At 44.8% G+C, this 19,959-nt stretch carries 19 protein-coding genes; 6 read left to right on the top strand and 13 right to left on the bottom strand.

The annotated features are described in order from the left end of the window. Positions 1–4 precede the first annotated feature (4 nt). The 5 genes from KN811_RS15160 to rsfS all read right to left on the bottom strand — a co-directional run bounded on the left by KN811_RS15160 (position 5) and on the right by rsfS (position 4,554). The gene (locus KN811_RS15160; protein ID WP_187965234.1) at positions 5–655 is read right to left on the bottom strand and encodes a phosphatidylserine decarboxylase family protein; all 651 of its coding nucleotides are present in this window, start codon (positions 653–655) and stop codon (positions 5–7) included. Next, positions 645–1,457 carry a phosphatidate cytidylyltransferase gene (locus KN811_RS15155; RefSeq protein ID WP_187965233.1) on the bottom strand — a complete coding sequence of 271 codons (813 nt, stop codon included), beginning with the start codon at positions 1,455–1,457 and terminating at the stop codon, positions 645–647. Before KN811_RS15155 ends, KN811_RS15160 begins: the two co-directional genes overlap by 11 nt. Before the next feature lies 1 nt (position 1,458). Then, positions 1,459–2,067, bottom strand: coding sequence for an LUD domain-containing protein (locus KN811_RS15150; protein ID WP_187965232.1), 609 nt, complete (start codon positions 2,065–2,067; stop codon positions 1,459–1,461). A 144-nt stretch (positions 2,068–2,211) separates the two neighbouring features. Next, positions 2,212–4,152, bottom strand: a complete 1,941-nt coding sequence (gene ftsH, locus KN811_RS15145) for an ATP-dependent zinc metalloprotease FtsH (protein WP_187965231.1) — start codon at positions 4,150–4,152, stop codon at positions 2,212–2,214. 30 nt (positions 4,153–4,182) lie between these two features. After that, the gene (gene rsfS / locus KN811_RS15140; RefSeq protein ID WP_187965230.1) at positions 4,183–4,554 is read right to left on the bottom strand and encodes a ribosome silencing factor; all 372 of its coding nucleotides are present in this window, start codon (positions 4,552–4,554) and stop codon (positions 4,183–4,185) included. 180 nt (positions 4,555–4,734) lie between these two features. Between rsfS and KN811_RS15135 the strand changes: the two genes are divergently transcribed. Beyond that, positions 4,735–5,466 (top strand): biotin--[acetyl-CoA-carboxylase] ligase, encoded by a 732-nt coding sequence (locus KN811_RS15135; RefSeq protein WP_187965229.1) that lies wholly within the window; start codon positions 4,735–4,737, stop codon positions 5,464–5,466. An 86-nt stretch (positions 5,467–5,552) separates the two neighbouring features. Here the strand turns inward: KN811_RS15135 and KN811_RS15130 are convergent, their stop codons facing one another. Together KN811_RS15130 and pyrE are read right to left on the bottom strand one after the other, a co-directional pair. Next, the gene (locus KN811_RS15130; protein ID WP_187965228.1) at positions 5,553–5,948 is read right to left on the bottom strand and encodes an SRPBCC family protein; all 396 of its coding nucleotides are present in this window, start codon (positions 5,946–5,948) and stop codon (positions 5,553–5,555) included. Positions 5,949–6,076: 128 nt separating this feature from the next. Further along, on the bottom strand, positions 6,077–6,730 hold the full coding sequence (gene pyrE / locus KN811_RS15125; RefSeq protein WP_187965227.1) for an orotate phosphoribosyltransferase: 654 nt from the start codon (positions 6,728–6,730) through the stop codon (positions 6,077–6,079). Between the two features lie 8 nt (positions 6,731–6,738). Between pyrE and KN811_RS15120 the strand changes: the two genes are divergently transcribed. The 3 genes from KN811_RS15120 to KN811_RS15110 all read left to right on the top strand — a co-directional run bounded on the left by KN811_RS15120 (position 6,739) and on the right by KN811_RS15110 (position 9,668). Further along, positions 6,739–7,326: an NUDIX hydrolase gene (locus tag KN811_RS15120; RefSeq protein WP_187965226.1), complete on the top strand. Its 588-nt coding sequence runs from the start codon at positions 6,739–6,741 to the stop codon at positions 7,324–7,326. Positions 7,327–7,423: 97 nt separating this feature from the next. Then, entirely contained in the window at positions 7,424–7,714 is a 291-nt protein-coding gene (locus KN811_RS15115) for a hypothetical protein (protein WP_187965225.1), read from the top strand. Positions 7,715–7,829: 115 nt separating this feature from the next. After that, the gene (locus tag KN811_RS15110) at positions 7,830–9,668 is read left to right on the top strand and encodes an ABC transporter ATP-binding protein (protein WP_187965224.1); all 1,839 of its coding nucleotides are present in this window, start codon (positions 7,830–7,832) and stop codon (positions 9,666–9,668) included. A 117-nt stretch (positions 9,669–9,785) separates the two neighbouring features. On the opposite strand, the gene KN811_RS15105 is transcribed toward KN811_RS15110, so the two are convergent. Further along, the gene (locus KN811_RS15105; protein WP_187965223.1) at positions 9,786–11,528 is read right to left on the bottom strand and encodes a M14 family metallopeptidase; all 1,743 of its coding nucleotides are present in this window, start codon (positions 11,526–11,528) and stop codon (positions 9,786–9,788) included. Between the two features lie 400 nt (positions 11,529–11,928). On the opposite strand from KN811_RS15105, the gene KN811_RS15100 reads away from it, so the two are divergent. Next, positions 11,929–12,567, top strand: a complete 639-nt coding sequence (locus KN811_RS15100; protein ID WP_187965222.1) for a class I SAM-dependent methyltransferase — start codon at positions 11,929–11,931, stop codon at positions 12,565–12,567. 73 nt (positions 12,568–12,640) lie between these two features. On the opposite strand, the gene KN811_RS15095 is transcribed toward KN811_RS15100, so the two are convergent. The 5 genes from KN811_RS15095 to KN811_RS15075 form a co-directional block, all read right to left on the bottom strand. Beyond that, the gene (locus tag KN811_RS15095) at positions 12,641–14,218 is read right to left on the bottom strand and encodes a SulP family inorganic anion transporter (protein ID WP_187965221.1); all 1,578 of its coding nucleotides are present in this window, start codon (positions 14,216–14,218) and stop codon (positions 12,641–12,643) included. Between the two features lie 374 nt (positions 14,219–14,592). After that, on the bottom strand, positions 14,593–14,925 hold the full coding sequence (locus tag KN811_RS15090) for a TraR/DksA family transcriptional regulator (RefSeq protein WP_187965220.1): 333 nt from the start codon (positions 14,923–14,925) through the stop codon (positions 14,593–14,595). A 176-nt stretch (positions 14,926–15,101) separates the two neighbouring features. Further along, the gene (locus tag KN811_RS15085; RefSeq protein WP_187965219.1) at positions 15,102–17,027 is read right to left on the bottom strand and encodes a DUF294 nucleotidyltransferase-like domain-containing protein; all 1,926 of its coding nucleotides are present in this window, start codon (positions 17,025–17,027) and stop codon (positions 15,102–15,104) included. Positions 17,028–17,087: 60 nt separating this feature from the next. Beyond that, positions 17,088–17,645 (bottom strand): NUDIX hydrolase, encoded by a 558-nt coding sequence (locus tag KN811_RS15080; RefSeq protein WP_187965218.1) that lies wholly within the window; start codon positions 17,643–17,645, stop codon positions 17,088–17,090. Continuing rightward, positions 17,645–18,736 (bottom strand): M42 family metallopeptidase, encoded by a 1,092-nt coding sequence (locus KN811_RS15075; protein ID WP_187965217.1) that lies wholly within the window; start codon positions 18,734–18,736, stop codon positions 17,645–17,647. The genes KN811_RS15080 and KN811_RS15075 overlap by 1 nt, the downstream gene beginning before the upstream one ends. Positions 18,737–18,938: 202 nt before the next feature. On the opposite strand from KN811_RS15075, the gene KN811_RS15070 reads away from it, so the two are divergent. After that, positions 18,939–19,625 (top strand): DUF4294 domain-containing protein, encoded by a 687-nt coding sequence (locus KN811_RS15070; protein WP_187965268.1) that lies wholly within the window; start codon positions 18,939–18,941, stop codon positions 19,623–19,625. The last annotated feature ends 334 nt before the right edge of the window (positions 19,626–19,959 follow it).

Here is a 19,959-nt window from a genome sequence, read left to right as displayed (position 1 = left end):
GTTGTTATTTTTCTGCAATGACATCTATTCCTCCTTTGACATGTTGATGGAGGTTGACCTTCATTTTTGTGCCGGGAGGCAGTAAAAGGTCTACCCGCGAACCAAATTTAATAAAGCCGGCATCTTCTCCCTGGACCACTTGTTTGCCGGGTTTGGCATAGTTTACAATACGTTTTGCCATGGCTCCGGCTATTTGCTTGTAAAGTACTTCGCCCCAGATGCGATTTTTTACGACTACCGTGGTCCTTTCATTGTCTTCGGACGATTTGGGGTGCCAGGCTACGAGATATTTCCCGGGATGATATTTGCTGTAAACTACTTCGCCACCAAGAGCATAGCGCGTAACATGTACATTTATGGGAGACATAAAGATGGATACCTGGAGGCGCTTATCTTTAAAATATTCCTTTTCGTAAACCTCTTCAATGACCACGACTTTGCCATCGACAGGCGCTATAATGTGTTCGTCGTTATGCGGGGTCTGTCTTTTGGGATTCCGGAAGAACTGGAGAATAAGTATAAGCAAAATGAGCGCCAGGATCTGAACGGCAACCTGAAGCCAGGATATGGAAATGAAATACTCGGCACCCAATGCAATGGCTACGACCAGCAAAAAGGTGATAATAATTATTTTATGCCCTTCTTTATGAAACATAGATAAATAATTGTAAGGTCAGATAGGTAAAAGGCGCGAGAAAAATAAGGCTGTCCAGCCTGTCCAGGAGCCCTCCGTGCCCCGGTAGTATAGCCCCGCTGTCTTTTACACCTGCCAACCGCTTAAACTTAGACTCGATCAAATCTCCCAGGCTTCCTGTGATAACGACGACCGCGGCAAGGATCATCCAATGTATTGTCTCCAGGTCGTGGTTATACAGGGCAATGATATAAGCTGCAATAAGAGAAAAGGTCATTCCGCCTACAAATCCCTCGACGGTTTTGTTGGGGGATACACTGGCCAGTAATTTAGTTCTTCCTACACTCTTACCTACAATATAGGCAAAAGTGTCGTTGACCCATACCAATATAAAAATACCAATAATTATAAACTTGGCAAAGGAATTATTATGATTGTGATAGGGGATCATGGTGAGAAAAATACAACCTCCTCCGATATAGAACAACGCAATGATGAATTTGTAATAGTTTTTCGGGAGCTTGAACTGTTTTCCGGACAGCAAAAGGGCAATAAGAAGCAGGTTTACCGCAAGGGTTACGAAAAGGAGAAAGAACACTGCTGTTTCTCCCTGCACAAGGTGAACGAATAACCACCACAACAGTAAAAAAGCAATAAAGATGTAATATCCGCTTAGTTTGATGAGTTTTTTAAATTCGTATATGCATATCAGCCCGAAAGACAGGAACAGGAAATCGAAAGCATCACTGCTCAGGAATACTGCCGATAATAACAGGAAAACGTACAGGATTCCCGTAATGGAACGCGTAAGGAGGTTTTTCATTCTACAAATCTTCCAGGAGGAGCAAATATAGGTTTTTTGTGTTACTCCCGTAGTTAAGAAAGTTCTTTTCTCCCTGTGTGTTGAAGTGCTTGATTGTAGTGATATTGGTGGGGATATGGTCTTTATTCTTGTTTTTGATGCCCCTGAGGCCTTCCCCGATAGTGTTTACCAGCTGGCTGGTGGTGGCAAACAGAATTAAATTATCGGGCAGGTCGTGTAGCTTGAGTTCTCCTATCTGGTTAGAACTAACCAGTATAGAACCGTTATCGGCGACCAGGTTTTCGCAGGTAGTGATAAAAGAACAACTTCCCTGCAGGCTGGTGGAAAAGTGCCCTCCTAGTTTCTGGAATTTTTCCTTGAGTCTTGAATTTACACAGAAAATCTTCTTATCAATCCAGTCGTTTTCGGTGAGAATGCTCCGGAAACTGTCATATATTTCTTCAATAGAGTCGCAATAAATGAATTTGCCTCCGTTCTTCTTAAAGTTTATGGTAAACTTTTCATCTACAGGAAGATCGATATTAGGCATAAACTTACCTCTCCCTTCAATGGAATCTTCAGCATCCTGCGGCTTGTTTATAATGTCTAAAATCTTCTTTAACAGCTTCATTCAATGTTCAACGGGAAAAAGGATTTTTTATTTTTATGTAAAGTTAAAAATATTCTGTTAGAAATCACTGTTTATACGGTTATTTACGGCTGTTCTGCAAAATAAACGGTCGCATGCATATAAAACAGGGGTAGAGGTGGGAAATTATTTCTCCACCACCTCTTCTTCTTCTTTTTCAAAAGGGCGTTTTCCGAAGATCCTTTCCAGGTCGTCTTTAAAGATCACCTCTTTTTCGAGAAGGTGTTCCGCCAGTTCTGTGAGCTTGTCTTTCTGCTCGGACAGGAGTTTTACGGCCCGGATATATTGTTCTTCGATGATGTTGGAGATCTCCTTGTCTATGACGATGGCAGTTTCTTCACTGTAAGGTTTCGTAAAGCCGTATTCGCTCTGTCCGCTGGAATCGTAATAGGTAAGGTTCCCGATCTTCTCGTTAAGTCCGTATATGGTGACCATGGCCTTGGCCTGTTTGGTCACTTTTTCCAGGTCGCTGAGGGCGCCTGTGGATATCTTGCCGAATATCACCTTTTCTGCGGCCCTTCCTCCCAGGGCAGCACACATTTCGTCCAGCATCTGTTCTGGTCGTACAATAAGGCGTTCTTCGGGGAGATACCACGCGGCTCCGAGAGACTGGCCTCTTGGTACGATAGTCACTTTTACCAGCGGAGCGGCGTGTTCCAGCATCCAGCTTACGGTAGCGTGACCGGCTTCGTGGAATGCGATGGTCTTTTTCTCTTCCGGGGTAATGATCTTGTTTTTCTTTTCCAGTCCGCCGATGATCCGGTCCACAGCATCCAGGAAGTCCTGTTTATCGACAGCCTTTTTGCCGTTCCTTGCCGCGATAAGGGCCGCTTCATTACATACATTGGCTATATCGGCACCGGAAAAGCCAGGTGTCTGCTTGGCCAGGAATTCGAGGTCGAGTGCTTCGGAAGTCTTAATGGGTTTAAGGTGAACTTCAAAGATCTCTTTTCGTTCCCGGATATCCGGAAGGTCTACAAATATCTGGCGGTCAAATCGTCCGGCACGCATCAGGGCCTTGTCCAGTACATCGGCACGGTTGGTGGCGGCCAGGACAATGACATTGGTATTGGTGTCAAAGCCGTCCATTTCTGTCAACAGCTGATTGAGGGTATTTTCGCGCTCGTCATTAGAACCCGTAAAGTTGCTTTTGCCCCTGGCGCGTCCTATGGCATCGATCTCGTCGATAAATATGATGGCGGGCGATTTGTCTTTGGCTTGTTTGAACAGGTCTCTTACCCTGGAGGCTCCCACACCGACGAACATTTCTACAAAGTCCGACCCGGACAGGGAGAAGAAAGGTACCTTGGCTTCACCCGCAACTGCTTTGGCCAGCAGGGTTTTTCCGGTACCCGGTGAACCTACGAGCAGGGCCCCTTTCGGGATCTTACCTCCCAGGGAGGTGTATTTATCAGGATTTTTAAGGAATTCTACGATCTCCTGTACTTCTTCTTTGGCACCTTCAAGTCCCGCCACGTCTTTGAAAGTGACTTTCGTCTCTGTTTTTTCGTCAAAGAGACGTGCCTTGGATTTACCAATATTGAATATTTGTCCTCCGGCACCACCGGCACCACCGCCGGCCATTCTGCGCATCAGGAATATCCAGATACCGATGATGAGGATAAACGGAAGAAGGGTAATGATAAAATCACCCAAAAGATTGGACTCCTGGTCATAACCGATAACGGTTTGCAGGTTGTTGTCCTGGATGGTCTTTTTGATCTCGTTCTCAAAATTCTGAAGGTCCCCGAACTTTACTTCATATTGGGGAGAAGATCCCGTAGTTGGAAAAAGGGAATTATCGTCTACGTTCTTGTGTTCTTCTTTGGCCAGTGCATCTTTGGTAAGGTAAACCTTGGCCTGCCTGGTATTTGTGATGATAAGTATTTTTTCTATATCACCGTTTTTGAGAAAATCCTGTAGTTCGGAAGGAGTGGTTGGGGTCAGTTTTTGCCAGCTGCTACCGCCGGAAAAAAGATTAACTCCTATAATTACAAACAAAATGATTGCATAGATCCAGTAAGAACTGAATCTCGGTCTTTTGTTATTTGGGTTGTCTTTTGCCATTAATTATTCGTCTTAGTCTGAAAATATACATTAATAATTGGTCGGGACAGAGGTTACCTTGGCATCGCCCCAGAGGCCCTCGATGTCGTAATATTCGCGGATGTGCTTTTGGAAGACATGTACCACCACATTTACATAGTCCATCAAAACCCATTCGGCATTGTCTGTGCCTTCCACATGCCAGGGCTTGTCTTTGATTTCCTTGCTTACTGTTTTCTGGATGGAGTTTACAATGGCATTGACCTGGGTGTTGGAGGTACCGTTGCAGATAATAAAGTAGTCACAAACCGTGTTTTCAATCTCCCTAAGATCCAAGATATTTATATCTTTTCCTTTAACATCCTCTATCCCTTTCAAGATTATTGCAATTAACTGGTCTGCACTACTGTTCTTTTTTGCCATTAACTTTCATGTGTTTAAATTTGTATCCGCGCCTTGTGCCCCGGGTCATGAACAGGATGATTCTGTTTATGCGGGCTTTATTGTCGGAGACAAGGTCTTTTTTTACTGGTTATAATTACGCAAAGTTATTACTTTTTTGTTTCTTTAACTATTCTATTTAACAGAACATTCGTATTCCATATGCATATCATCAAACTTAATGCCATTGATTCCACCAATTCCTATTTGAAAAAACTCAGTGCCACGAGAACTTTGGAAGACTACACGGTTGTGATAACACGCCAACAAACCCGGGGGAGGGGACAGATGGGAACTTCATGGGCTTCGGAAGCCGGTAAAAACCTGACGTTTAGCGTCTATAAGAAAATATCCTGTATACGAAAAGAAGAGCTGTTTTACCTGAGCATGGCCACATCCCTGGCTATTGTGAGCGCATTGAAAAAATTCAATGTTCCGCAACTGAAGATCAAATGGCCGAACGACATTTTGTCAGCCAATCTGAAGATATGCGGGGTACTCATAGAAAGTATCATTAAAAAAGGAGAGCTGGATGCGGCGGTCATTGGTATGGGGCTTAATGTAAATCAAACCGATTTTGACGGCCTGCCCAATGCCGGGTCCCTGAAACTTGCCACCGGAACTACTTACAATCTGGATGAGCTGATGTATAGTATTGTAGGGGAACTGAAAAACCACGAAAAGCTGATCACAGATAGGACGCTTATCCCTCTCAAATCGCGTTATGAAGAAGCGCTTTTCCGGAAAGACAAACCTTCTACTTTTAAAAACACGGAAGGAGAACTATTTATGGGATTTATCAGGGGTATATCTGAAGCCGGAAAGCTGGTCATCCTGCTGGAAGACGAAGTGCAAAAGGAATTCGACCTGAAGGAAGTGAAACTGATGTATTGAGGTTCGAAATTAGAAGTACGAAATACGAAGTGCAAAATCAGAAAGTAGTTTTTAACCTGTTACTTCTAACCTCGCATTTCGTACGTCTAACTTATTTTTGTCATATTGTTGCTCAGGGTGCCGATAAAGCTGGTGATCGGGCCTTTTATCATCATGCCCATCATGGCGTTGAACTCACCGTCAAAAACCAGGTGCGCTTCACTTTTTCCTTCATCGATACTGTTGATATGTGCCGTAAGTGTAAAGGGCAGTTTGTCACTGGCGGCCCCGAGCACGATCCGGTCAAATTCATTTTTGTCCTTCAGTTGCAGGACGATCTCGGGCATGCCTTTGAGGGCAAAGACAAACTTGTCTTCGGCCAGCACTTCGAACCGGCTGGTATTTTCCGGCATCAGGGTTTCGAAGTTCTTTATGTCGGTAAGAAAGTGAAACAGTTCTTCCTGTGTTTTGTTTACAGTGGTTTTCGGGCTTTCTATTCGCATTAGGCTTGTATGTTAGTGTTATGTGTTTGGTACTTGCTTTCTCAACTTTGTCTTTGCCGGCAGCTTCAAGCTCCAACTGTTATTCCGATCCTTCGGCTTCGCTCAGAATGACAGTTGGAATTTTGGATTTATTTTATAGCTTTCGGGCCCCATTCGGCGGGATTGTTCCGCCATTCCTTGAGGGTTTCCAGTTCCTTTTCGTTGATGTAATTGGTTTCTATAGCCTGTTCCAGTAGGTGGTCGTAATGGCTCAGGGTGGTGAGGTAGACTTTCTGTTCCTCGAAATTTTGGGTGGCCACATCAAATCCGTAAGAGAAAATGGCCATCATGCCCTTAATGTTGGCCCCGTGTTCTTTCAGGGCTTGTACAGCATTGAGACTACTCTTTCCGGTACTGATCAGGTCTTCTACCACAACTACATTTTGCCCGGATTCCAGAAAGCCTTCAATCTGATTTTTCCTGCCGTGTTTTTTGGGTTCGGGCCTTACATATACAAAGGGGACACCGAGATATTCGGCTATCAGGATACCGATGCCGATGGCCCCGGTAGCCACTCCGGCAATAACGTCGGGTTTGCCGTAATGTTCCTCGATCTGCCGGGCCATGTTCTCGCGGATAAAGTTCCGGATAGGTGGAAAAGACAGGGCAACCCTGTTATCACAATATATAGGGGATTCCCAGCCCGAGGCCCATGTAAAAGGATTTTTCGGATTCAATTTTATTGCATTAATTTGCAATAAAAGTTCTGCTGTTTTTTTAGCGGTATTTTTGTCTAAAACCATGGTGACAAATGTATGAAGTTTTTGTAAATGATTATCCAATTATTTTAACAAATATACTTACGAAAGAGGTAAAACATAAATTGTTTTTACTGGAAAGTGTAAGCATTGAGGAGGTTATAAAGCAGCTGAACAAGGGAGAAATGCAGTCGGCTCATTTATATTATCCGAAAGAGGGGCAGTTGATTAAAAAACTTAGTGAAAAAATACCGCTGGTGGTAGCTGCGGGGGGATTGGTGACCAATGCCGAAAATGAAGTGCTGTTCATTTACAGGAACGGCAAATGGGACCTGCCCAAGGGCAAGCTGGAAAAGAAAGAATCCATAGAAGAAGCTGCTTTGCGGGAAGTGGAAGAGGAAACCGGGGTAAGAAAGCTGAAACTGGGGCCCTTGTTGCAGAAAACCTATCATATCTTTAAACGAAACGGTACGTATAAGCTAAAAGAAACCCACTGGTTTAGTATGACCAGTACATATAAAGGAAAATTTCAGGCCCAATACGAAGAAGGGATCGAAAAGGTAGAGTGGAAAAAGCCGGCCGAAATCCCGGAAGCCCTTCAGAACTCTTATGCCAACATAAAAGTGCTTTTTCATAATTGACAGGAAATTTTTCAATTCTTAATTGAAGTTTTATAATTCGTTTTGACCTGGATCTGTTCTTTTAGTGCTTATTTTTGTAGCATCACAAAAAACAGACATGATGAAACTCGTACTTACTTTATTCTTCGCATGGTGCTTTGTGTCAGTCTCAAGCGGCCAGCAAAGCGAACCGACCGGGGCCCGGGCTAAAAATAAAAAAGCCTGGAACAGGGAAAACACATCTGTAAAAATATATCACACTTCGGAAAAAGAGATCGTAACAGGGCCGAAAGCCAGGAATCGTAAGATCTGGAAAAGGAAAGATACCACCCACCAAATCATTACCGGAAAGAAAAGGGCAGACGTCACAGGGCCAAGATTTAAGAACCGGAAACCCTGGCAGAAATAGGCGGTTTCTTAGAGGCAAATACTTTTCGATACGTCTTTCCAGGTTTCTTATGAAGTGGTAACAGGAAGGCATACTTTAAAAAAGCCTAATTTTATAGGTTCAAAACACAGGAAATATGCCTCAAAGAAAATCTGCTACCCGTCCGGAAGCATCAAAAATAAGCTGGAAGGAGCGTTTCGGTTCCCTTCAGTACATTCCCCGGTTTTTCAGTAAGATACGGGATGTCTCCCCGCGACTGTTCTATGCCAATCTCTTTGCTCGTATCGTCAATTCCGCCACGCCGGTACTTCTGTTATGGGTAGGGAAATTGATACTGGACGAAGTGGTGTTACAGATCGATGCAGCAGATAAGGACTTTACCCGTTTGTGGGGCCTTGTAGCAGTAGAGTTGGGGCTTGCCGTGCTTTCCGATCTCATAAGCCGGGTCATTAACCTTACAGATACCCTGATAGGGGATCTCTACTCCAATAGATCTTCCGTAGAGATCATTAACAAAACGGCTGAAATAGAGCTGAGCCAGCTCGAGGATACCGATTTTTACGATAAACTGGAACGCGCCCGCAGGCAGACCGTAGGGAGGGTTTCCCTGATGTCCGGTATTATGGCACAGTTTCAGGATAGTATCACCGTTATTTCCCTCATTACCGCCCTGGTCGTGTTTGAACCCTGGCTGATTGCGTTGCTTATCCTGGCCGTTATCCCGGCATTCCTCAATGAAATAAAGTTCAGTCAAAAGAGTTATTCCCTGGCCCGCGGATGGACCGCTGAGCGCAGAGAGCTGGACGACTTGCGGTATGTAGGGGCGAGTGACGTTACCGCCAAAGAAGTGAAACTCTTCGGGCTTACGGGATATATTGCTGATCGTTTTAAAAAACTATCTGACGAATACTATAAGGTAACCCGGAAACTGGCCATTCGGAAAAACCTCTGGGGAGGAGTCTTTAATGTTTTGGGGGTGCTTTCCTATTACGGAGCTTTTGTTTTGATCATTATTCGTGTGGTAGCCGGTGTGCTTACCGTCGGAGACCTTACTTTCCTTTCCGGTTCCTTTAACCGGCTTCGAAACCAGCTTCAGGCCATTTTTTTCCGGTTCAGCCAGATCACGGAGAGTTCACTGTATTTAAAGGATTATTTTGATTTTCTGGACCTGGAAACGATTTCGGGAGATTCCAAATCCGTTATTCCTGTCCCGGAAGATATTCGTGACGGACTGGAATTTGTGGATGTCTGGTTTAAATATCCCGGTCAACAGGATTATGTCTTAAAAGGAGTGAACTTTAAAGTGCCTGCCGGGAAAAAACTTGCCTTTGTAGGAGAGAACGGGGCAGGGAAAACGACACTTATAAAACTGGCCCTACGGTTTTACGAACCTGCAAAAGGAGTAATATTGCTGGATGGAAAGGATATTCGGGAATTTGGCAAGCAAGAATACCAAAACCTTTTCGGAGTGATCTTCCAGGATTTTGTGAAATACAATTTTTCTGCCGGGGAGAATATTGCCGTGGGGAATATTAAAAATGTAAATAACCAAACGAAGATCTCGGAAGCAGCGGCACAAAGCCTTGCCGATGAAGTTATCGCTACCCTGCCTCGAAAATACGATCAAAAACTGGGACGCCGGTTTACCAACGGCCTGGACCTTTCCGGAGGGCAGTGGCAAAAGATAGCCCTGGCCAGGGCCTATATGAAAGATGCCAAAATCGCGATTCTGGACGAACCTACTTCGGCCCTGGATGCCCGTGCTGAATATGAGGCTTTTCAACGATTTATCGGTTTAACGGATGGGAAGACTGCAATTATTATTTCGCACCGTTTCAGTACAGTACGGCTGGCCAATACCATCGTAGTGCTGAAAGATGGCAAGGTGCTGGAAAAAGGTTCGCACGAAACGCTTATGGAAAACAATGGCCTGTATGCCGAATTGTTCAGTTTACAGGCCGTCGGATATCATTGAAAAGTTAGAAGTACGAAGTTAGAGGTGTGATGCTTTGACTATGCTCAGCAGAAGTGTTGGAAATCCGGAGTTTTTGGATTTGCTATGAAACTCCCGGACTCCAAAACTAACAACTAATCAACTCCCAACGCGATATACTGGGTATTGCAGATGGGCTTTTTCGTAATAGGGAGAATGCTTGTAAACCCAGTCCAGTTGCTTGTACCAATTCCCGGCGAAGAGGGTATCCTCTTTTTTTCTGGCTTCGAATTTCTCTTTCAGGGCAGGGTCCGTGTTCAGTATCTCTCTGGCAATGTCTTCAAATACGTAAGGTGAAAAATGCTCCTTTTGCTGGAGGATGGCATCAAAAAAGTTCCAGTTAAAGAAAGAGTCGGTAGCTTCGGGCTCGAGGGTTTCGAGCAGGTAACGGAGGGCAGGCTGGTCGGTTTTTACGATCAGGTCGCCTTTATGGAATTGTACTTTCCGGACTTCGGCACTTACCCTGGTGTTGTAATGGGGGTAGTGGCCTTCATAGGCATTGCGCTGTGTTTTGTAATCCTCTATGCGGTAGCATTCCACTTCCATCAGGGTATCGCGGGGAATGATGTTTAACGTTACATTGTTGGATTGTAACCGTGCTATCACATGCCACCATTGTTTCGGGATGATATAGGCTTCGGGTATGGTAACCTCTTTGGAAGGCTTAAAATAATCGTTGTACGACACCGGTTTGGTAAACGGCCTGTTCCGGTCGTATTTTAACCTGGGAAAACCGGTAACTGCACTGATCAGGGTATCGGCTTCATATCCCCTGAAATGGAGGGTGGATAGTTTAGTGGAATCAACAGTCCATTGTACGGGATAGGTTTTTGCCGTGGCATGGTTTTTAAAAGCCTGTTCCCGGAGCTCCCCGATCCTGCGGTAGTCCTTTTCAGTGATGTCTACCATGTTTTTCAGTAGGGCATAAGTGCCTTCTACTCTTTGCTTGTAGGGCTTGAGCATATGGGTTTCCACCATCATGCCCAGAGTGTTCCACAATGTGGTGTAGCCCGTGGAATACCTGGGGTGATCCATAAACTGGGAAAATCCTTTTTCTGGTACTTCATTAAACACATTGACGTATGGGGTAATATACCATTCCTTGCTGGCCAGGGCTTTTTCGAGTTGCGGCATCATTTCCTGGTGCAGGTATTTGCCCAGTTCGCCGCCCAGCTTGTTGTGTTGTGTAAAGAGGTGGGTGAGGGTATATTGATAGTCGGCACCGTTACTCACATGAGTGTCTACAAAGACATCGGGTTTTACGAGATGGAAGATCTCTGCAAAAGCCCGGGCGTTTTTAGAGTCGGCTTTGATGAAGTCGCGGTTAAGGTCGTAGTTCCTGGCATTGCCCCGGAAACCGTATTCCTCCGGGCCGTTCTGGTTGGCCCTGGTGTGGCTGTTCCTGTTGAGGGCTCCCCCGATGTTGTAAACAGGGATGGCTACGATAACTGTATTTTCCGGAGGGGTGAGTTTCCCGGTGGCATAGTCCCGAAATAACATCATGGTAGCATCGATGCCATCGCTTTCGCCAGGGTGGATGCCATTGTTTATGAGGAGAATGCGTTTGTCTTTCCTGATCTTTTCAAAATTAAAATTGCCTTTGGGATTGTAGGTGACAATGTGAAGCGGATGGCCGCTGTCGGTCTTTCCCATGGTCTGTAAGTTGATGTCCGGGAATGTCCTGGCCAGTTTCATGTAGTATTCCATGACCCCGGTATAAGCAGGGGTCTCTTTTCCCCCGGAGTTTTCAAAAAAGGTGGTGAATTCCTGTTCTTCTTCCGTATTGATCGTGTTACATGCCACGACCAACAGGAGGAGAAAGGATAGAAAATATCGTTTCATCTGCTATTTTTTATTTGTTAGTTCGATAAACTCACTATAAATTTTCATAGGTCATGCTTCGACAAGCTCAGCATAGGTATGGAATGCCCTAAGACATTACCGGATGGTTTGCACGAACCGTTAATAGGCATTTCATGAACAGACGGTTTCTGGTTTAGATTTCAATATTGGGAGTCTGTAAACCCGTGCGGGCATGGTACAAACTGCACGAAGATACTAAATTTGCCTTGAGCTTGTAAAACGCGGAAGATTGAAAAATGATAAAATGGTTTTAATTTTAACAGGATGTGACGATGTCCGGTATTTGCCTGTATGTGTTTTCTTACCATGAAGCTGAAGGCTTTGTTATTCCCTGATAAATTCCCATACCTTTGTGAAACTATCAGAAAACCATTATCCTATGAGTGATCGGGTAAGCTGCCCCTTGTGCAGTAGCGAAGATGTGCGTTTGTTCTACGATAGGAATCATGTGTTTTATTCCTGTGGAGGTTGTTACGGTATTTTCCGCCCGAAAGGTACGTATGTGGACAAAGATGCGGAAAAATCCCGTTACGAAGAACACAATAATGACATTTTTGACCAGCGCTATCAGCAATTTGTTTCCCCGATTACATCGTCGGTCCTGCGCGATTTTGAGCCATACCACAGCGGGCTGGATTTCGGTGCGGGGACAGGGCCGGTTATTTCAAAAGTACTGGGGGACAATGCCTATAATATTGTACAGTACGACCCCTTCTTTGCCAACGACAAAAGTTTGCTGCAAAAGCACTATCACTATATTGTTTGTTGTGAGGTCATGGAGCATTTTCACAAGCCTTATAACGAGTTCAGGTTACTGAGATCCCTTTTGCTGCCGGAAGGGAAGCTTTATTGTATGACCGGTTTATACGATAATAGTATTGACTTTAACGGCTGGAATTATAAGGACGATGCCACCCACGTATTTATTTACCGGGAAAGGACTCTGGAGTGGGTCAGGGAAGCATTGGGCTTTTCCGGGCTGACTGTTTCGGGAAGGCTGATCATTTTTGAGAAGTAGAAGATAAAAAGCTAAGGCTATCTTTTTCAGACAGCCTTAACTTTTGTGTTTTCGATATGTATGTTTCAAAGAGTCAGATCTTATTGACCATAACTTTATAACTCGGATCTTCCATGATGTTCACATCGATGATAGCTTCGGCGTTTTGAAGCAACCTGCGGCAATCTTTGCTCAGGTGGCGGAGGTGTACTTTTTTACCTTGCTTGGCATAGCGGTGGGTCACGGCATTGAGGGCTTCAATGGCAGACATATCGGCTACACGGCTTTCGGCAAAGTCAATGATGATCTCCTGAGGATCGTTCAGTACGTCAAATTTATCGGCAAAACCTTGTACGGAGCCAAAAAAGAGGGGGCCGAATATCTCATAGTGTTTTACACCGTCTTCATCCACATGTTTCCTGGCCCGGATACGCTTGGCATTTTCCCAGGAATAGGCCAGGGCAGAAAGTACTACACCGATAAGTACTGCAACGGCCAGGTTATGGGTAACTACGGTGATAAGAGTTACCAGTACCATGACAATAACATCGGAGGCAGGCATTTTTTTAAAGGTCTTTAAGCTGGCCCATTCGAATGTTCCGATGGCAACCATAAACATAACGCCTACCAAAGCGGCCATAGGCAATCTTTCGATAAGGCTGGAACCGAACATAATAAAACAAAGTAATCCTACCGAGGCCACTATACCGGACAATCTTGCCCTGGCTCCGGAAGAGATATTAATAAGGCTTTGTCCCAACATGGCGCAGCCTCCCATACCGGAAAGGAAACCGGATACGATATTGGCCGTTCCCTGGGCTACACATTCCTTGTTGCCACGGCCACGGGTTTCTGTGATCTCGTCGATAAGGCTCAAACTCAACAGGCTTTCTATCATGCCCACGCCGGCTACAATGGCAGAATAGGGGAGAATAAGCGTAAAAGTTTCCCAGGTAAAGGGAATGTTAGGGATGGTAAGCGGAGGAAAACCTCCTTTGATGGTCTCGCCTTCCTTGAGGGTGTCGGCTACGGTGGTGGTTTCTACGCCCAGTCCTATAACAATGGCAGAAACTACGATAATGGCTACCAGTGATGAAGGTATGGCTTTGGTAAGTTTGGGAAGCCCCCAAATGATAAGCATGGTGAGTAATACAAGCCCCAGCATGATGAACATGGAAGAACCTTGCAGGAGCTCCGAACTTCCTTTTTGGTAAAAACTAGGGAATTGTGCCGTGAAAATAATAATGGCCAGCCCGTTCACAAAACCAAACATTACGGGTTGCGGCACCAGCCGGATAAATTTACCCAGTCGCAGTACCCCGGCCAGTATTTGTATGGCCCCGGCCAGAATAACCGTGGCAAAGACGAACTGTAAAATGCCTTCGGGAGTGATGTCGGGAGTTATTTCTTTCAGTTTTACAATAAGCCCCACAAAAACCACAGCTACGGCGCCCGTAGCCCCGGAGATCATACCCGGACGGCCACCGAGAATGGAGGTTATGAGCCCCATGGTAAAAGCGGCATAGAGACCAATAAGCGGCGAAAACCCTGCGATCATGGCAAAGGCAATGGCCTCTGGTACCAGGGCCAGGGCTACGGTAAGGCCCGAAAGCACTTCGGTCTTGTAATTTACTTTTTGTGAAAGGTCAAACAAATTGAATATTTTTTTCATGGCAATGAATAATAAATGAATTACGGAATGTAACTGGTTGATAAAAATCTAAAAGCCTGAATATGTGAAAACAATGCCGTATTCCCCTTAGGACAGGGAATGGCAAAACACCGGAATGGCTCCGTGCATCAAGGCGGAGTAACGGTTTTGAAGTATGTTGTGATCCTGCGTTTCATAAATGAAGCGGCAAAAGTATAACTTTTAAGGGAAGTGACAACTATAAGGAGTTAATAAAAAATTATGTTAAGGTGATTTTTTGTGTAGTTTTTAAATACAGCGTCTTTTTTAAATGGTTTTTTTAATGAAGTAAAGGGATATTATGGCTTTGGTAAAGGAGGTGATTTGTTAAAGATAAATTATGGAGGAATACCTGGCTATCGTGCACAACCCACACAAAGTGTACTCTGCGGCATAGCCATAATACGGCCCATGGGAATGGGCTTTTTGCACTTTACACAGATACCGAAATCCTTGTCACCAACTTTGTCCAGCACATACTTTAGTTTGGAGAGTTTTTCTTCGGCCTGTCGCAATGCGGCTTTTACGGTGCTCTGGTTATTTATGGCATCCATACGCGATACGCGGCCTATGGCGTTTTCAGGAGCTATGGGTTTGGTCATTTCCTTGTAGCGCTCTACCTGTTTTTCGGTGAGTTCGATTTGTTTTTGGAGGAATTCCATCCATTGTTTGTCGGTGGGGTCGGTCATTGTTTTTTTGGTTTGGGATTAACAATATTATTAAATAATGATGTCACGAGTCTGGAGACTCGCAACAGGCTTATACAACCACAGAGGGGAACAAAGCAGGTACGGAGAGCACAAAGCATATACATTGCGAATTTTGTGTAATCCTTCGCGTACTTTGTAGTTAAATATACATCGCCTTAAATAAACGATGTCAGTTTATAACGCATTTTTATGAGTTCCTGTATTTCCCGTATGGTTTTAAAACAGCGTTTCAGTTTCATTTTTTCTTCCTTGGACAGGGCGGACAGTTCTATATATCTGCCGGAGTCATTATGCATAAGGCCGTGCTTGGTGCGGAATTTCGACAGAGCCTTGGAGGTGTAGGAGCAGGAAAGGTATAGCTGTTTGTTTTCGGGCTCCAGTTCGGCGAGTTTTTCAAAGCGTTCGGCCGTATTGTTAATATGTGGCACCTGATGAGAGAGGATAAGCACCCTTCCGGCATCGGTAATGGGGGTGATGGCTCTTTTCTTGAGGTCGAAAAAATCCTTGTATTCGCCGTTCTGCTCTACCAGGAACTGGCGAAAAAAGCCCAGGGGCGATGGATTTTGCAATACGCTCTTCCCGAGCATGGCGAAGAAATAAGTGTTCTGGCCGGTTTTTTCGAAAATATGACGGCTAAGGTCATCGGTGAGTGTGCTGTCTCCATAGGAAATGTCGAAATCGAAAAAGATAGAACAGAGCAGTATTTCGTCTTCCCCGGGTTCGGCGATCCATTGGGTGAACTGTGTTTTCCACTCGTCCAGGGACAGGCACCACCGGGGATTGCTGGCCATCATGTCTGCAGGGCAGTATTCATAGCCGAGGGTATTGAGTCTTTTGGTCACTTTTTTGGCCAGGGCCAGAAAATAAGTTTTGATTTCTTCCAGCTTATCGGCGGGGGCATTTTCAAATACAATGGCATTGTCCTGGTCGGTATGTAATAACTGCTCCTTACGGCCCTGGCTGCCGAGAGAGAGCCAGGCGAATTTTACGGGCGGGCTTTCCGGCATTTTTTTCAGGGACAGCTCTATGCACCGTTTTATAGTAGCGTCGTTAAGCTCGGTGATGATCCTGGAAATATGGGTAAGGGGGATGTCCTGACGGATATAACCCTGAAGGAGTATCATGATCTTTTCGTGGATACGCTTCAGGTGTTTGGTCCTGGAGGCCCGTTTTATGGCTTTCATCAATACGGAAGGGTTGTTGCCCTGGGATACAGTGATGTCGTGCTCTGAAATAAAACCTACGAGCCTGGATTTTGGCGTACCATCTTTGGTAATACACAGGTGGCCTATCTTGTATTTCATCATGGCGATCTGCGCCTGGGCGATGGTGATGTTCTTCGGGTAGCATATCACCGGTGAGGTCATGATGTTGCTGATGGGGGTGTCAATGGGATAATCGCCTGTGACGACCTTGTTTTTCAGGTCCCGGTCCGTAACAATTCCCACAGGGATATCACCTTCGGTAACTACTACGGAACCAATGTTTTTTTCGCGCATAAGAAGGGCGACGTCCCTGGTTTTGTCGTCCCGGGTACAGGTGATCACGTTTTTTACATACCTGGCGGGTTGCAGGTCGTAAAGGTCAGTAGAGGAGCTGATGGCTACATCGATACCGTTTTCGGTATACAGTTTTTTGCGGTGTTCTTCGGAATAAGGGTTCTCGGTATTGGAGGCAAAACTCTCTATGATAAAGTTCCCTACCTTAAGGTTCTTTTTAACGATAGGGTCAAAGACATCGAGAGGAATACCATAAAGGATGCTTTCTTCACGCGTGACGGCCTTGATGACATAGTTTTCCCTGGCTATAAGCGGCCGGAGCCCAAAAATATCGCCTTCGTCGCAATTATCTATGGTGATAAAATCGCCGTTCTTTCGCTTTTGCAGGGCTACGGCTCCCTTGTGTACTACGTAGAATTGATTGTGGCCTTCGTCGTTTTCATTAAAAATGACTTTATTTTTTTCAAAATAAAGTACCTGTACACGAGAAGATACTTCCAGGAGTTGCTCCTTGCTGAGTACATCAAAAGGAGGGTGGTTCTTCAGGAAGTCGGCAATACGAAGGGCGATGGTGTTCTTCACTTGTGTATTTTTTAGATGATCGGTCATTGAAGTGTGCCGGCTTTTGGGTGCAGTATCCGTTTAATCCTGTTTTAGCTTTTTGTTTATAGCTCCGAAGACTGATTTGTAATAGTCCGGACAGGAGATTACGTATAGGGATGACGGTGGCGGGTCTTTAACAATTGAAAGAAACTCATCAATATCCATAAGTTTTACATCATCGACCTCGGTTTCCTGTAATTTTAACTCGCTTAAGGGAACATTCAGCTCACCTATATATATATGGTGAAATTCACAATCGATCAGGTCCTCGCGATGTTTTGTGACGGATTTGCAGATCCCGGTTTTTTCCAGGGCCTTTTCGGATAGTTGAAGCCCGAGTTCTTCTTCTACTTCCCGGAGAGCGGAGGAGAGGGAGGCTTCGCCTGCTCCAATATGCCCTGCTACGGAAACATCCCAGTATCCGGGGAAGGTGTCTTTGCAGGCGGACCTTTTTTGTAACAATACTTTCCCGTCAGTCGTATAAAGCCAGACATGGATCGTAGGATGGAAAAGCCCTTTTGCATGTGCTTCGGACTTCAAAAGGACTTTTCCGGTATAATTTCCGTTTTCGTCGAGTATGTCAACGTATTCATCCATTAGTCAAAATAGCTGAAGCTGGTTTCCGGGGTGATCTTCAGGAGGGTTTCGTAAATCATCCGGATCACGTTTTCCATGTCCTCCTTGTGGATCATCTCTACCGTAGTGTGCATATACCGCAATGGAAGGGAGATCAGTGCAGAAGCTACACCCCCGTTACTGTAAGCGAAGGCATCGGTGTCTGTCCCTGTAAACCTGGAAGAAGCCATACGCTGAAAAGGTATGTTTTTCTCTTCGGCAGTGTCTATGATGAGTTCCCGGAGTTTGTTCTGTACTGCGGGAGCGTATGTGATCACAGGGCCATCCCCGATCCTGGTCTCCCCCTGTTTCTTTTTGTCGATCATAGGGGTGGTGGTGTCGTGGCATACATCGGTAACAATGGCTACGTCCGGTTTTATGGTCTGGGTGATCATTTCCGCACCACGAAGGCCTATTTCTTCCTGAACGGAGTTGGTGATGTACAGTCCGAAAGGAAGTTTTTTCTTGTTTTCGTGCAGTAACCGGGCTACTTCGGCGATCATAAAACCACCTGCACGGTTATCGATGGCACGACATACGAATTTGTTTTTGTTGAGCACCTGAAAGGTATCGGGATAAGTGATCACACAACCTACGTGCACGCCCAGCTTTTCCACTTCCTTTTTGTCCTTGGCACCTATATCTATAAATATATTGTCCTGTTTCGGGGTCTCTTCCTTGGCGGCATTCCTGGTGTGAATGGCAGGCCAGCCGAATACACCTTTTACGATACCTTTCTTGGTGTGGATATTCACCCATTTGGACGGTGCGATCTGGTGGTCGCTTCCGCCGTTGCGGATCACGTACAATAGTCCGTCATCGGTGATGTAGTTAACGTACCACGAGATCTCATCAGAGTGCCCTTCGATAACCACCTTATAAGGAGCATCCGGGTTTATAACGCCGACCGCTGTTCCATAGGTGTCGGTAATAAAAGTGTCTACATAGGGCTTCAGGTATTCCATCCACAGCTTTTGACCATCCCACTCATAGCCTGTGGGGGCGGCGTTGTTCAGGTATTTTTCGAGGAAGGTTAAAGATTTCTTGTTTATAATTTCCGCTTTTTTAGCCATAACTCATATAATATTTATTTATCGCACGAAAATAACAATATTCAATTACATTAAATAGTTTATATTGTGGATATTTACGTTCCTGTATGCGCTGGCCATTAATTTGCGGGAAAGTGGAAATAACAGGATAGGGATGAGCGTTAAATGAGACGGATGTGTTGGTAACAGAGAGAATGTTCGTAAATTTACACTCGGGATTATGATGCAAAAATGGACATATATCTTTATCTTCCTGTTTTCGGGAAGTTTTGTCTATGCCCAGGACCGGGAAACTTTCCGGGATTCGCTGGGGCAGGAATATTTTTTGCTCGAAGGGGATACGGTTCCGCGTAAAGCCATAGACCTGGAGGAGGTGTATATTTTTGACCGTCTTAAGTTCTCTTCCAGGGAAGAAAGGGTCCGTTATTATATATTGAAGCGAAAGACCCTGAAAGTGTATCCTTATGCCAAGCTCGCATCTGAACGGCTGACAGAGTTGAACAGGAGGCTCGAAAAGATAGAGTCCAAATCCAGGAGGAGATGGTATACCCGTAGAATACAAAAGTATATTGAAAACGAGTTTACGGATGAATTAAAAAAACTTACCCGGACGGAAGGACAGATACTCGTAAAACTCATTCACCGGCAAACGGGATCTACGGCTTTTTACCTGGTAAAGGAACTGCGAAGCGGCTGGCGGGCATTTTGGTATAATAATACTGCAAAGATGTTTAAAATATCGCTGAAGGAAGAATATCATCCGGAATCAGTGCACGAAGACTACCTTATTGAAGATATTTTGCAAAGGGCCTTTGCTGCAAACCGGATAGAAAGGCAGCCTTCCGTACTCGATTTCGACTATGCGACCCTTTCCAATAAGTGGAAAAAATCGCCCGATCTGAAAAAATAGTTGCTTAGTTCGAAGAAATCAGTTATATTAGCTATCCTTTTTTTCTGCCTTAAAATATTGTGAGGCAGTATTTTGATGGGTAGGACAAAAAAATCATTAAATTTTACTTGCGTAAATAAAAAAACAAGTTCTATATTTGCACCCGCTTTGCAGAGGAAGAGTGTAGATAAGAAGAGGATTGCGAAGTAAAAAAGTTCATTAAAAAAATTTTTTCAAAAAGGGTTGTGAGAGTCAAAAAGAGTATTTACTTTTGCACCCGCTTATCCGGAGAGGATAGGTCATGTAGAGATGCGCGGAGGTGTGTCTTTATAGGAGAAAAAGCATAAGAAGTTCG

The organism is Sinomicrobium weinanense (genome assembly GCF_018863395.1).
GTDB classification, from domain to species: domain Bacteria; phylum Bacteroidota; class Bacteroidia; order Flavobacteriales; family Flavobacteriaceae; genus Sinomicrobium; species Sinomicrobium weinanense.
This window is presented reverse-complemented; position numbering and strand designations above follow the sequence as displayed.

What these genes read in the sequence shown, in the direction of transcription:
- KN811_RS15160 (WP_187965234.1), bottom strand. Translation starts at nt 655, where the DNA reads ATGTTTCATAAAGAAGGGCATAAAATAATTATTATCACCTTTTTGCTG.
- KN811_RS15155 (WP_187965233.1), bottom strand. Translation starts at nt 1,457, where the DNA reads ATGAAAAACCTCCTTACGCGTTCCATTACGGGAATCCTGTACGTTTTC.
- KN811_RS15150 (WP_187965232.1), bottom strand. Translation starts at nt 2,067, where the DNA reads ATGAAGCTGTTAAAGAAGATTTTAGACATTATAAACAAGCCGCAGGAT.
- ftsH (WP_187965231.1), bottom strand. Translation starts at nt 4,152, where the DNA reads ATGGCAAAAGACAACCCAAATAACAAAAGACCGAGATTCAGTTCTTAC.
- rsfS (WP_187965230.1), bottom strand. Translation starts at nt 4,554, where the DNA reads ATGGCAAAAAAGAACAGTAGTGCAGACCAGTTAATTGCAATAATCTTG.
- KN811_RS15135 (WP_187965229.1), top strand. Translation starts at nt 4,735, where the DNA reads ATGCATATCATCAAACTTAATGCCATTGATTCCACCAATTCCTATTTG.
- KN811_RS15130 (WP_187965228.1), bottom strand. Translation starts at nt 5,948, where the DNA reads ATGCGAATAGAAAGCCCGAAAACCACTGTAAACAAAACACAGGAAGAA.
- pyrE (WP_187965227.1), bottom strand. Translation starts at nt 6,730, where the DNA reads ATGGTTTTAGACAAAAATACCGCTAAAAAAACAGCAGAACTTTTATTG.
- KN811_RS15120 (WP_187965226.1), top strand. Translation starts at nt 6,739, where the DNA reads ATGTATGAAGTTTTTGTAAATGATTATCCAATTATTTTAACAAATATA.
- KN811_RS15115 (WP_187965225.1), top strand. Translation starts at nt 7,424, where the DNA reads ATGATGAAACTCGTACTTACTTTATTCTTCGCATGGTGCTTTGTGTCA.
- KN811_RS15110 (WP_187965224.1), top strand. Translation starts at nt 7,830, where the DNA reads ATGCCTCAAAGAAAATCTGCTACCCGTCCGGAAGCATCAAAAATAAGC.
- KN811_RS15105 (WP_187965223.1), bottom strand. Translation starts at nt 11,528, where the DNA reads ATGAAACGATATTTTCTATCCTTTCTCCTCCTGTTGGTCGTGGCATGT.
- KN811_RS15100 (WP_187965222.1), top strand. Translation starts at nt 11,929, where the DNA reads ATGAGTGATCGGGTAAGCTGCCCCTTGTGCAGTAGCGAAGATGTGCGT.
- KN811_RS15095 (WP_187965221.1), bottom strand. Translation starts at nt 14,218, where the DNA reads ATGAAAAAAATATTCAATTTGTTTGACCTTTCACAAAAAGTAAATTAC.
- KN811_RS15090 (WP_187965220.1), bottom strand. Translation starts at nt 14,925, where the DNA reads ATGACCGACCCCACCGACAAACAATGGATGGAATTCCTCCAAAAACAA.
- KN811_RS15080 (WP_187965218.1), bottom strand. Translation starts at nt 17,645, where the DNA reads ATGGATGAATACGTTGACATACTCGACGAAAACGGAAATTATACCGGA.
- KN811_RS15075 (WP_187965217.1), bottom strand. Translation starts at nt 18,736, where the DNA reads ATGGCTAAAAAAGCGGAAATTATAAACAAGAAATCTTTAACCTTCCTC.
- KN811_RS15070 (WP_187965268.1), top strand. Translation starts at nt 18,939, where the DNA reads ATGCAAAAATGGACATATATCTTTATCTTCCTGTTTTCGGGAAGTTTT.